General features: G+C 68.4%; 8 protein-coding genes and 1 pseudogene. 2 read left to right on the top strand and 7 right to left on the bottom strand.

Features of this window, described 5'->3' with window-relative positions; all coding sequences use genetic code 11:
- Positions 1–22: 22 nt before the first annotated feature.
- The 5 genes and pseudogenes from gcl to ACFP2T_RS36450 all read right to left on the bottom strand — a co-directional run bounded on the left by gcl (position 23) and on the right by ACFP2T_RS36450 (position 6,109).
- Positions 23–1,747 (bottom strand): glyoxylate carboligase, encoded by a 1,725-nt coding sequence (gene gcl / locus ACFP2T_RS36470; protein ID WP_377430116.1) that lies wholly within the window; start codon positions 1,745–1,747, stop codon positions 23–25.
- Between the two features lie 4 nt (positions 1,748–1,751).
- A pseudogene (locus ACFP2T_RS36465) lies at positions 1,752–1,982 on the bottom strand (aldehyde dehydrogenase family protein); the annotation flags it as partial.
- A 326-nt stretch (positions 1,983–2,308) separates the two neighbouring features.
- Positions 2,309–3,313: a 2-dehydropantoate 2-reductase gene (locus ACFP2T_RS36460; RefSeq protein ID WP_377430114.1), complete on the bottom strand. Its 1,005-nt coding sequence runs from the start codon at positions 3,311–3,313 to the stop codon at positions 2,309–2,311.
- A gap of 318 nt (positions 3,314–3,631) precedes the next feature.
- Entirely contained in the window at positions 3,632–4,600 is a 969-nt protein-coding gene (locus tag ACFP2T_RS36455; protein WP_377430112.1) for a LysR family transcriptional regulator, read from the bottom strand.
- A gap of 684 nt (positions 4,601–5,284) precedes the next feature.
- Positions 5,285–6,109, bottom strand: a complete 825-nt coding sequence (locus ACFP2T_RS36450) for an SAM-dependent methyltransferase (RefSeq protein ID WP_377430109.1) — start codon at positions 6,107–6,109, stop codon at positions 5,285–5,287.
- A gap of 38 nt (positions 6,110–6,147) precedes the next feature.
- Between ACFP2T_RS36450 and ACFP2T_RS36445 the strand changes: the two genes are divergently transcribed.
- Complete coding sequence (locus ACFP2T_RS36445) at positions 6,148–6,651, top strand: DUF1697 domain-containing protein (protein ID WP_377430107.1); 504 nt, start codon at positions 6,148–6,150, stop codon at positions 6,649–6,651.
- Positions 6,652–6,832: 181 nt separating this feature from the next.
- Here the strand turns inward: ACFP2T_RS36445 and ACFP2T_RS36440 are convergent, their stop codons facing one another.
- Positions 6,833–9,004: a HelD family protein gene (locus tag ACFP2T_RS36440; RefSeq protein ID WP_377430104.1), complete on the bottom strand. Its 2,172-nt coding sequence runs from the start codon at positions 9,002–9,004 to the stop codon at positions 6,833–6,835.
- Positions 9,005–9,578: 574 nt separating this feature from the next.
- Positions 9,579–10,625 carry a zinc-dependent alcohol dehydrogenase family protein gene (locus ACFP2T_RS36435; RefSeq protein WP_377430102.1) on the bottom strand — a complete coding sequence of 349 codons (1,047 nt, stop codon included), beginning with the start codon at positions 10,623–10,625 and terminating at the stop codon, positions 9,579–9,581.
- A gap of 143 nt (positions 10,626–10,768) precedes the next feature.
- Between ACFP2T_RS36435 and ACFP2T_RS36430 the strand changes: the two genes are divergently transcribed.
- The gene (locus ACFP2T_RS36430) at positions 10,769–11,689 is read left to right on the top strand and encodes a helix-turn-helix transcriptional regulator (protein ID WP_377430099.1); all 921 of its coding nucleotides are present in this window, start codon (positions 10,769–10,771) and stop codon (positions 11,687–11,689) included.
- The last annotated feature ends 300 nt before the right edge of the window (positions 11,690–11,989 follow it).

Genomic DNA, 11,989 nt, shown 5'->3' with positions numbered 1-11,989 from the left:
TGGTGCCGGGTAACCACGCTAATCAGCCCGAGACCGGGTCCCGGTACTCGATTTCCGGTGCCGGCTCGAACTCGTTGACCTTGGCGATGGAGAGGCCGTGCGCGGTGTTCGCCTCGCGCTCGATCATCACCTCGACCAGCACCGGCCGGCTGGTACGCCTCGCTTCCTTGCTGGCCCAGGCCAGCGCGTCAGCGATCTCGCCCGGCTGGAGCACCCGACGCCCGGAACAGCCGTACGCCTCCATGATCTTGACATTGTCGGTGCCGTACTCGTCGTAGTGGATGTCCACCTCGTAGTTCATGTCGTAGCCGATCTCGGCCTGGCGGATCAGGCCGAGATACTCGTTGTTCAACATGATCAGTACGAAGGGGATGTTGTACTGCGCGGCGACGGCCAGCTCCTCGACCAGGAACTGGAAGGAATAGTCGCCGACCACACCCACCACTTCGGCGTCGGGTTTGGCGGACTTGACCCCGATCGCCGCCGGTATCTCCCAACCCAACGGGCCGGCCTGACCGCAGACCTGGTAGTGCCGGGGCTTGAACACCTTCTGGAACTGCCCGGACCAGATCTGGTACAGGCCGATGGCGGTGACGAAATAGGTGTCCGGGCCGAAGAATTCGTTGATCTCCTTGAACACCCGGGGCGCCTTGATCGGTACCGCGTCGAAATCGTCCCGGCGACGAAGCGTCTCGCGCAGTTTGCGGACCAGCGAGATCCACTCACCCCGGTCCCGCCGTACGCCGCGCCGCCGGACCGCGTCGAGCAGCGCCGCGAGGAACGGCCCGGCGTCGGACACCACACCGAGGTCCGGACCGAACACCTTGCCGAGCTGGGTCGGCTCGATGTCGACGTGGATGAACTTCCGATCGCCCCGGTAGGTCTCCAGGTCACCGGTGTGCCGGTCGCCGAAGCGGGCGCCGAGCGCGAGGACCAGGTCGGACTCCAGAAAGGAGGCGTTGCCCCACCGCTGGGTGGTCTGGATGCCGGTCATCCCGGCGAACAGATCGTGGTCCTCCGGCAACGCGCCCTTGCCCATCAGGGTCACCTGGACCGGGATGTCCAGGGTCTCGGCGACCTCCCGCAGCAGTTCGGTGGCCTCGCCGATGATGACCCCGCCGCCGGCCAGGATCAACGGACGCTCGGCGGCCAGTAGCATGTCGAGGGCCCGTTCCACCCGGGGCTGGTGCGGCTCGACCCGAGGCACCGGCAGCGGCGCGTCGATCGAGGCGTCCCACTCGATCTCCTGCCGCGCCACGTCGATCGGCAGGTCGATCAGCACCGGGCCCGGCCGTCCGGAGCGCGCGATCCGGAACGCCTCCCGGAAGATCCAGGGCGCCTGGGCGGCCTCCTTCACCTGCACCGCCCACTTCGTCACCGGCTTGGCGATTTCGACGATGTCCACCGCCTGGAACGCCTCCTGGTGCAGCTTGCCGGTGGGCGCCTGGCCGGTGATACAGATCATCGGAATGGAGTCAGCCTGCGCGGTGTACAACCCCGTGATCATGTTGGTGCCGGCCGGTCCGGACGTGCCGATGGCCACCCCGACCCGGCCGTTGGTCCGGGCCCAGCCGTCCGCCATGTGGGTGGCACCCTCTTCGTGCCGGACGATCAGGTGTCTGATCTCGCTGCGCCGCAGCGCGGCGTAGAGCGGCAGGATGGCCGCGCCCGGACAGCCGAACGCGATGTCCACGCCCTCCGACGCGAGCACCGAGACGACCGCGTCCATGCAGGGAATCTTGGCCATGGGTTCAGACCTCCGGGTGGTGGATATGGGTCGGGAAGTTGCCGTACCGGCGCTCGTCGGCCGGACCCTCGGTCGCCGCGTGCACCAGCAGCGCGCCGCCGACGAAGTCGCCCCGCCGGGACGCACCCCGGCCGCCGAACACCTCCTGCCGGTCGCCCCGGGACCGGGGCCGGTTGACGCCGATCTTGAACGCCTGCGACTCGCCGCCGAGCCGCGGCGCGGTCGCCTCGTCGTCGGAGCGCTCGTCGTGGAAAGCCTCGGGGGCGACCCTCCGGCGGCGGGTGTTGACGTCGGGCCAGGCGGTGGACCTGTGGATCAGCGGCACGGGAGCCTCCAGGGCGTCGGGTGTCCTGCGGATGTGGGGCTCGCCGGCCGGGGGACGGGGGAGTGGGGTGCCCGGTGCGTCGGCGTGGATGTCAATGGCCGACCGACACCGGATCCCGGTGTCGGTGGCACAGACCAGCTAACGATCTAGCATACTGTATACAATCGCCGTGACGATTCACGGTGCGGTCACCGTCGGCGTTGTGGCCACCGTCGACGGCTCCGGCCACGGTGGACTCAGGCCGGGCTCGGCGTGGCGGTCGTGGGCACCCGCCGGGCCATCGTCCTGGCCAACAGGTCGGTCGCGGCGTAGACGGTCCGCAACGTCGGAGCCGGCGCCCCGGTGATGTCGGCCATCTCCACCACGGCCGCCACGACGGCGTCGAGTTCCATCTCCTTGCCGGCCTCGAGGTCCTGCAGCATCGAGGTCTTGTGGTGGCCGACCCGCTGGGCGCCGTCGATCCGTTTCTTGATGGAGATCTCCGGCGTACTTCCCACCCGGGTGGCGATGTCGAGCGTCTCCTCCATCATCTGCTCGACCACCCGCCGCGTGCCGATGTTCTCGCAGATCTCCACCATGGTGGCCCGGGTGAGCGCGCTGATCGGGTTCAGCGAGACGTTGCCCATCAACTTGATCCAGATGTCGTCCCGCAGCCGCGGCTCGACCGGACACTTCAGGCCGCCGGCGATCATCGCCTCGCTGAACCGGAGACACCGCTGCGACACCGTCCCATCCGGCTCGCCGATGGAGAACCGGGTCCCCTCCAGGTGCCGGATCACCCCCGGTGACTCGATGACGGTCGCCGGGTACACCACGCAGCCGATCGCCCGTTCCGGTGCCATCACCGCCGAGGTCTCGCCATTCGGGTCCACCGCCTCGATCCGGTGGTCCTCGTACGGTCCCGGGAGCTTGTGGAAGTACCACCACGGGATGCCGTTCTGCCCGGCGACGAGGGCGGTCTCGGGGCCGAGCAGCGGACCGAGCAACGGCCCCGCCGAGGCGTACGAATGTGCTTTGAGGCCGAGGAACACGTAGTCCACCGGCCCGACCTCCGTCGGATCGTCGGTGGCATGCGGATGTGCGGAAAAATCACCCCGGGGGCTGAGTACCCGTACCCCGTGTACCCGTAGTGCGGCCAGGTGCGCCCCGCGGGCGATCAGATGGACGTCGACTCCGGACCGGCACAGCGAGGCGCCGACGTAGGCGCCGATGGCGCCGGCTCCGAGCACTGCAACTCGCACGGGCTACTCCCTTCTCGCACGCGAATGTGTATGCGTTATGGGGAGTACAGTATGCAATACGGGTGGAGGGCTGACAAGGCTCTGAGCCGTCAGCTACTCGTCACCGCGCCCGTGGACGGACCTCCCGCCAGAGGCTCCGGGCCGACGACCGACCGCGCCGGCGGTCTCCGCGCCCCGGCGGCGCGCCCATCTCATGTCCTCCGGGCGCCGCCCGACGCCCTGTCCCACGTTGTACGGAGACCGTGCCGGCGCCGCTGTCCCGTGCCGTACGGGTGCCGACCCGGGCCGGCCAACCGGCCGCGACCCGATCGACGTGGTCTATCGTCGCTCGACCGCCGGCCCCGACTGCGGGGGCGGCGGTGCGAACGCCCCGAGCGGTACCAGATCGTCGATTCCGCGTTGCAGGTCGAGACCTTCCACCACGTGGATGAGCGCACTGGTCACCAGCGGCTGCGGGTCGCTGTCCAGCACCAGCAGACCGACGGTGCTGGTCGCGGTCGGCTCGACGAGCGGGAGTACCCGGGTGCCCGGTGGCACTCCCAACAGTCCCAGCCAGGCTTGCGGGATCACACTGGCCCACCTCCCGCCCCGGACGTGCGAGCAGAGCGTGGAGACCGAGTTCGTCTCCATCCGTGGAATGACCGTCACGCCCGCCCGCTGGAACAGGCCGTCCAGAATCCGCCGGTGCTGCATGTCGGTGGTGAGCAGACACAGCGGAAGTTCGGCCACCTCCGCCCAGCTCACCTCGGTACGGTCGGCGAACTCACCGTCCTGCCTGGTCAGTAGTACGTAGCGCTCGTCGTACAGCGGCATGGTCCGGAAGCCGGTCATCGGCTCGCCGGAGAGATAGGTCAGCCCGGCGTCCAGTTCGAAGTCGATCAAACGCCGCTGGATCTCGGCCGAGGTGAGCGACAGCACGGTGAGACTGGTGCCCGGGTGGAGTTCGCAGAACGGGACGGTGAGCAGCGAGACCGGCGGTAACGAGGCGGGCACCGCGCCGAGGCGCAACCGTCCGGTCAGGCCCTGGTGGCTGGTCCGGCCGAACTCGGCCACCAGTTGGTCCCGGTCGGCGAGCAGCCGCCGGGCCCAGGCGAGCAGTCGTTCCCCCTCCGGGGTGAAGCCCTCGAAACGGTGACCACGGCGTACCACCGAGACCCCGAACTCCGCCTCCAGCTTACGGATCCCGTCCGAAAGCGTGGGTTGGCTCACCCAGCAGGCCGCCGCGGCCCGGCCGAAGTGTTCCTCCCGGGCCAGCGCGGTGAGATATTCCAACTGCCGCAGGAGCATCCTGGCCACCTCTTCCACTGCGCCGCCCGGCTACCACTTCCCGGGCAAGCATCGCATCACCGCTGGCCCGGAGCGCACGGCGCGGGGTCGCGACCAGGTCGGCCGGAGCCTCCGCTGACGCTGCTCGCCGCGCCGCCCGTCCGGGCCGCCGTGCCGGCGTTCCGCCGCGACCTCGTCGGCGACGCCGGCCCCGTCAGCCGTGCGCGTTGGCATTCGGCCGCGGCCGCGCCGTGGTCGTAGGTCGCCATTCCCGGCACGATTCCCGGCCAGCGGGGTCAGAGTCGGGGCACGGACAAAGGTTGCTGTTACAGCGCGTGAGGGACGGTCGAGACAGCCAGCGGCGCACCGCCCGCGACTTCCATGCCTCGGCCGACCGCCGAGCGGGATGCTCCACCAGCAGGACGAGTCCTGACGCTATCGACGGCAGGTGGGAGTCGGAGTTCCCCACCGATTGCCGGAGGCCGAGACCGTGGCATCGGCGTGGGCGGGACTACCAGTGGCCCCGGTTGGGCGTACCGGGGAGGTGGGCCGGTCCGGGTCGACGAATCAGCAGCGGGCGTGTCGGGACTGCGTCTTGTCCGTGCTGGTGTTGACTTCCGGCGCGACCGTTACCCTGGTGGCTTGCTACTCGACCATGAGTACCGGGGGTCCCGGCCAAGGCCAAGTCATCGAATACCAGACGAGCTACGGTTTGCGTACGATCCCGCACCACTGGTCGACCTCGACCGGCAGGCTGCCGTCGTCCTGCGGCTCGGGGCGCCACCGTGAGCACGAGACCCAGCCCGGCTCTACGACCTCAAGGCCGGTGAAGAACTCGGCGATCCGCTCCGGGGTCCGCAGTTTTAGTTTCGGCTGGGCATCGATGTTCCACACGCGGACCGCTTCGGCGGTGGCCTCGCCGTTGACCGCCGTGGTGGTGTTGGCCGCGACCACGTAGCTTCCAGGCGGCACCGCGGCCAGCAGCCGGTCGATGATCTGCTGCAGTTCGTCATCGTCGTTGATGAAGTGCATGACACCGAGCAGCATGATCGCCACCGGCTCGGAGAAGTTCAGCGTGTTGGCCGCCCTCCGCAGGATCGTGTCCGGGTCGCGCAGGTCGGCGTCGATGTAGTCGGTGGCGCCCTGTGCGGAACTGGTCAGCAACGCACGCGCGTGCACCAGCACCAGTGGATCGTTGTCGACGTAGACGATCCGCGCCTCGGGGGCCACCCGCTGCGCGACCTCATGAGTGTTGTCCTGAGTGGGCAGCCCGGTGCCGATGTCGAGGAACTGCCGGATCCCCGCCTCGGCAACCAGGTAGTGGACAGCCCGCCCCAGGAACAGCCGGTCGGCGCGTGCCAGCTCGATCACGACGGGAAAGATGCCCCTGACCCGTTCCCCGACCTCCCGATCCACAGCAAAGTTGTCCTTACCCCCGAGCCAGTAATTCCAGACCCGTGCCGTGTGCGGCACGTTGGTGTCGAGCCTGGGGTTCACGGGCTGTTGGTCGACTGCGGATGAGTCGGACATATGTGCTCCATGGGCCTAGCCGGGCACGGCGCGGACAAATGCACGAGCAGCATAGTAGGACTACGCCTCCTCAGCCGACCCAGTCTGAGCAGAGTGAGCTGGCCACGATCCGGGTACACCGAGCCATTTGCATCGTGGGTAGCGATCGTCTTCGTAGTGCGGGCAGCGCGGGCGAGGCCCACACGAGTCGGCCGATCGAGCAGCTGATCGAGAAGCGGTTCGGACTCGCCGTCAACACGATCCTGCGCGGCCACGACGAGATGACGCGCATCGTGGCGAAGAACCCCCTCGGCGACGTGGCGACCGACGGCTCGAAGTACGTCGTGGCATTCATGGCGGAGCCCCCGCAAACACCCGTCGGCGCCGTGCTGGATGGCGCCGACATCGGCGACGACCGCTACATCGTCGACGGCACCGAGATGTACGTCTGGTGCCCGGGCGGCCTGCGCGACAGCCCGCTGATGACCATCCTCGGCAAGGCGAAGAGCGGGCCGTCGACCACGTGCGCAACTGGAACACGGTGGAGAAGCTGCTCACGATGATGGGATAAGGCGTACAGCCGGTTTGAAAGCCCCGTCCTATCTCAAGCTATCGACACGAAGCATTGACCAGCCCGTCCGTGTACCCCAAGCCACGATGAAAATGGCTCACCGACGGACATGATCCTCACGTCCCGAGGGCGCGCCCAACATCCGGAAATTCTGGCCATGGGTGTGGCGATTGCTACGTGAGTACCAGCTGTCCGAGTTCCTGGGTGCATCGGGTGAGCGCGACGTAGAGGCCGTTCCAGCCGCGCGGTTCAGCGGCGATGCCCTGGGGGTCAATGAGTAGCGTCGCATCCCATTCCAGACCCTTGGACTGGGTCGCGGTGAGCACCGACACATCGCTCAGCACGGCTAGGAGTTCGGCGATGCGGTCGGCGGGGGCGATGACGCCAACCGTACCGCCGTGCCACCGTTGCTGCAGCTGTCGCACAGCTTGGGCGGCGGCGCCGGCAAGCTCGGCGGGCGTGATCGTGAGCACCCAGGGGGCGATGCCGGAGGAGCGTACCGCCCGTGGCGGCGCGTTGTGGCTGCCAGCTTTTTTCAAGACGGGTTCGGTGAGGTCCATAACCTCACGCGGGGTCCGGTAGCAGATGGTCAGTTCCGCAGCGGCCCAGCGGTCTCTGAAAACAGCCTGCACCGCTTGCGCCCAGCTGGTGTGCCGATGTGCTGCCTCCGCCTGGTCGATGTCGCCGACCGCGGTGATGGAGCGACTGGGACAACGCCGTACGACCATTTGCCACTGCATCTCGGACAGCTCTTGCGCCTCGTCGATGACGACGTGGCCGTACACCCAGTCGCGCTGCCGGCGAGCGTGGTCGGCGACGAACTCGCCCTGTGGTTGCGGGGCTTCGATCTCGCCTAACAGGTCGGCGAGGGCGTCGAGCAGGGGGATGTCGCTCGATGCCCACAGTGCGGGCTCGGCCGAGACGGCGGTGATCTCCTCCGTGGACAACTGCGGAGCAAACCGGGCTAGCAGGGTGCGGTCGGTCAGGAGATCACACAGTAGGGTTTCGGCGTCGAGGGTGGGCCACCATGCCTCGACGAACCGGGCGATGGTGGCGTTCTCGGCGATACGATAACGAAGATTCTCTATCTCTTCCTCGGAGAGCAACCCGTCGACGTCACTGCCGGTGGACCTCCTGCCGAAGTGGTGGTCATGCTGCATACCCTTGTCGAAGCGGGCGAGGATGTCCTCGAAGCCCTCCTCCATCTCGTTCATCAGCGCCTCGCGCTGCTCGACGACGGCTTCGGCAAGGATGTGGTGCAGCTGCTCGGCGAACGCCTGGCGGGCGCGGTGGTACGAGCGTCCCTGCACCGCCGAGGCGAGTGCCTGTGCCACTGTTGCGGCTGTGATGACGTAGAACTCGCCCTCCCAGCGCAGCTTCAGCTCACGGGGCCGGGGGAGCAGCGAGGTGATGTAGTTTTCGAGCGCGGGTTGCCAGAGGGCGCGGCCCTTGACTTCGGCGAGAAGCCGGCTCTCGTCGCGTCCCACGCGGATCTCGGTCAGCAGAGTGTCGCAGGTCGCCGAGACGACGGCGGTCTCACCGAGCGCGGGCAGCACCTGGGCGATGTACTGGAGGAACCGCGGCGAGGGGCCGAGGACCAGGACCGCTTGGTCGGCCATCTTTGGGTGGGCGAACAGCAGGTAGGCGACGCGGTGCAGGGCAACCACGGTCTTGCCGGTGCCGGGACCGCCCTGAACGATCAACGGGCCGGTCGCCTCGGCCCGGATGATGTCGTCCTGCTCGCGTTGCAGCGTGGAGATCGCCGTCGACATGCGGCCGGTGCGCCGCTGGTCCAGGGCGGCCAGTAGAGCGCCTTCACCGACTAGTTCCGCCGTTATGGTCCCATCCAGTGGCTCGTCGTCCACGCCGACAACGGCCGATCCCGTCGTGCGTATGTGACGGCGCCGTGCCTGACCTTGTGGGTCGACAGCCGTCGCGGTGTAGAACGGCCGAGCTGCGGGAGCGCGCCAGTCCACCAGCAGCGGCTCACTGTCCTCGCCGTCGTTGCGGAGACCGACACGGCCTATGTGTCGCACGGTGCCATCAAGGCCGTCGAGGCGGCCGAAGACCAGCCCTTCCCGTGCTCGCCGTAGCTCCTCGTACTGCTGGCGGAGCATGCGCCGCCGCGCCCGTTCCAACGCGTCCAGGGCGTCTGACGAAAGCTCGGCCTGTAGGTGGTCGGCAAGCCTGTCGCGCCGGGCCGTGGCCAAGTCGAGAAACTCTTGTTCCTCGGCAACCGCGGATCGGCGCGCGACGCCCTCTGCGGTAGAGGTTGGCGGCTCGCCGTTTGGTGTTATTTCGCTGACGCCAGCAGTGCCGTTGTTCAGAGCAGAATTCCGGCGCATTCGCAAATCCTTGTATTGGTGCTTTCCCTCGGCCCGGATTGGCCGCAGGTATTCCGGTGGCAAGCATAGAGTTGGTTTCTCCTCGTCGGCCAGGAACCCTGTCGGCGGAGATGGGAATCTCAATGCCTTGCAGTTCGGGGCCACTTGTGGCCTCACCCAATCTTGATTCGCCTATTGAGAGTTCGGTCCTTGTCTGATCTGCATCTCGACGGCGGCTCGCGGGCGGAGGCGTCCGCGAACGCGGCACGAGCATGATGGTGGGCTTGGTGCGGTGCGAGCCGGACGCGGCGGACGCCGCGCATCGACGCGGCCTACGCCGCGACAGTGGCGGCGACCATCCCATCGTGCGCGATCCACACGGGCCGGGACGTCACGCCTCGATCTGGACGTCTGACCTTCCCGCCACTTACGCCGACAGAGGCATTTGGACGAATGAGTATCCGACTGTGCCGGTAATCTGTCCGGACCAGGCCGCCGGTCGCAGCGGCGGCCACGGATGCCGACCACCGAGTTCGACGGGCGCGACCGCTGCGGCGATCTCACGGCGCGCCCGCCACGGAGTCGGTGCCTTTGGTCACGGCCTGATGAGGACTTTGAGATTGGTGCGGTCGGCCATGTGCTGGTAGCCGGCCGGGATGCCGCTGAGGTCGGTAGTGGTGTCGAAGACCTTTCCCGGGTCGATGGTGCCGTCGAGGATGTCGGGCATGAGTTCCTCGATGTAGGCGCGGACGGGCGCGGGGCCGCCGGCCAGGCGGATGTTGTGGCGGAACAGGCTGCCGAAGCCGATCGGGGCCTGTTCGTACTGGGGGACGCCGACGCGGCTGATGATGCCGCCGGGGCGGACGACGCCGAAGGCCTGTACGTAGGCGGGCATGGTGCCGACGCATTCGAGGACCACGTGGGTGCCGTGTCCGCCGGTCAGTTCGCGGATCTGGGTGATGCCCTCGTCACCCCGGGTGGAGACGACGTCGGTGGCGCCGAACTCCCTGCCGAGGTCGGTGCGGGTCTTGTGGCGGCCCATCAGGATGATCTGTTCGGCGCCGAGGCGCTTGGCCGAGAGCACGGCCAGCAGGCCGACGGCGCCGTCACCGACGACGGTGACGCGGGTGCGCTCGTTGACGCCGCCCGCGACGGCGGCGTGGTAGCCGGTGCCGAAGACGTCGGAGAGGGTCAGCAGGGACGGTATGAGAGCCGAGTCCGCCGCGACGGGCAGCTTGACGAGGGTGCCATCGGCGAGCGGGACGCGGACGGCTTCGGCCTGGCCACCCTCGTCGGGCACGTCGTGCCCCCAGAAGCCGGCCTGGGCGTGGGCGCAGGACGTGTGCTGGCCGTCCCGGCAGAACTCACAGGTGCCGTCGGAGGTGGCGAACGGGGTGACAACCAGGTCGCCCCTCTTGACGGTGCTCACCTCGGGGCCGGTGTCCTCGACGACGCCGATGAACTCGTGCCCCATCCGGGCGGGGGCGCTGGTCGGCGACATCGAGGCGTACGGCCACAGGTCGCTGCCGCAGATGCAGGAGGCGGTGACGCGGACGAGTGCGTCGGTGGGGTGCTTGATGACGGAGTCCGGGACGTTCTCGATCCGGACGTCGCCGGCGCCGTACATGAGGGTGGCACGCATGTGATGTGCTCCAAAGGACTGGGATCGTGTCGGAAGGTTCGACCCCCAGCAGACCGGGATCGCCGCCACCGGAGAAGGTCGCGTTTATCGGGGGTACAACCTCAACCCCCCTCGCGCCGTGAGCAGCGGCTACCGTGAATGACATGGACCAGCGGCCCGGAAACCGCAGCGAAATCCGGGACTTCCTTGCCAGCCGACGCGCCAAAATCACCCCGGCGCAGGCCGGACTGCCGACCAGCGTCCGTCGCCGGGTCGCCGGGCTGCGGCGCGAGGAGGTCGCCGTCCTTGCCGGCGTGAGCACGGAGTGGTACACGCGGCTGGAGAAGGGTCACATCGGCGGCGTGTCCGAGGGCGTCCTTGACGCGGTCGCTCGCGCCCTGCAACTGGACGACGACGAACGCACCTACCTGTTCGACCTGGCCCGGTCATCGCGGCCCGACAGTCGCACGCCGTCGCGTCGCAGGGATGTCGAGGTCCCGCCCCGGGTCCAGTGGCTGCTGGACTCCATGACGATGTCCTCGGCGTTCGTACGCAACGGCCGCATGGACGTCGTCGCCAGCAACCCCCTGGCCCGAGCCCTGCTCGCGCCGATGTTCGACAGCGCCACCGTCGACAAGCGCGGCCGCCCCAACATCGCCCGCTACATCTTCCTCGACCCCGGTGCACACCACTTCTTCGTCGACTGGGACGCCGCCAGCATCGCCACCGCCGCCCTGCTACGCGCCGAAGCCGGCCGCGAGCCCCGCGACCGGGCACTACGCGAACTCGTCGGCGAGTTGTCCACGCTCAGCCCGGAGTTCCGCAGCCAATGGGCGGCCCACGACGTCCTGATCCGCCACGACGGCATCAAACGGCTCCAGCACCCCGACGTCGGCCACCTGGAACTGACCTTCCAGTCCCTCGACCTACCCCTGTCCGGCCGAGCCGTGCACGACCTGATCATCTACACCGCCGAACCCGGCACCGCATCCGAAGACCGGCTCAAACTCCTCGCCAGCTGGGCAGCTACGCAATCTCGGGCGGCAGAGCCCACCCACCACTCTCCTCGGCCCGGGCCGCTCTGATCCGTCGCGGTTCGCCCGGCCGGGAGGCCGGGGTGCGAACCCGACGGGCCGCGCGAGGTTCCCGTAAGTCAGGGAGGTGCTGGTAAAGCGTGCCGGGATTGACGCCGACTAGCTTCGCGATCGCGGTGATGCTGGCGTCAGGGTTGGGCAGCATGTCACGCGCAGCGTGGACGATCTCCGGCGTGATGACGGTGGGTCGGCCAACCGAGGCGCCCGCGAGCCCGGGCGGCGGCGAGGCCTTCGAATACCGGAAACGAAGAGCTCGCGGATGAACTCGGCAAAGGCGGCAGCCGGTCGGCC

The sequence above is a fragment of the Plantactinospora solaniradicis genome, from assembly GCF_042658085.1.
GTDB classification, from domain to species: domain Bacteria; phylum Actinomycetota; class Actinomycetes; order Mycobacteriales; family Micromonosporaceae; genus Plantactinospora; species Plantactinospora solaniradicis.
This window is presented reverse-complemented; position numbering and strand designations above follow the sequence as displayed.

Coding starts and splice junctions, on each gene's coding strand:
- ACFP2T_RS36440 (WP_377430104.1), bottom strand. CDS start 9,004: ATGCGCCGGAATTCTGCTCTGAACAACGGCACTGCTGGCGTCAGCGAA.
- ACFP2T_RS36435 (WP_377430102.1), bottom strand. CDS start 10,625: ATGCGTGCCACCCTCATGTACGGCGCCGGCGACGTCCGGATCGAGAAC.
- gcl (WP_377430116.1), bottom strand. CDS start 1,747: ATGGCCAAGATTCCCTGCATGGACGCGGTCGTCTCGGTGCTCGCGTCG.
- ACFP2T_RS36455 (WP_377430112.1), bottom strand. CDS start 4,600: ATGCTCCTGCGGCAGTTGGAATATCTCACCGCGCTGGCCCGGGAGGAA.
- ACFP2T_RS36445 (WP_377430107.1), top strand. CDS start 6,148: ATGCACGAGCAGCATAGTAGGACTACGCCTCCTCAGCCGACCCAGTCT.
- ACFP2T_RS36430 (WP_377430099.1), top strand. CDS start 10,769: ATGGACCAGCGGCCCGGAAACCGCAGCGAAATCCGGGACTTCCTTGCC.
- ACFP2T_RS36450 (WP_377430109.1), bottom strand. CDS start 6,109: ATGTCCGACTCATCCGCAGTCGACCAACAGCCCGTGAACCCCAGGCTC.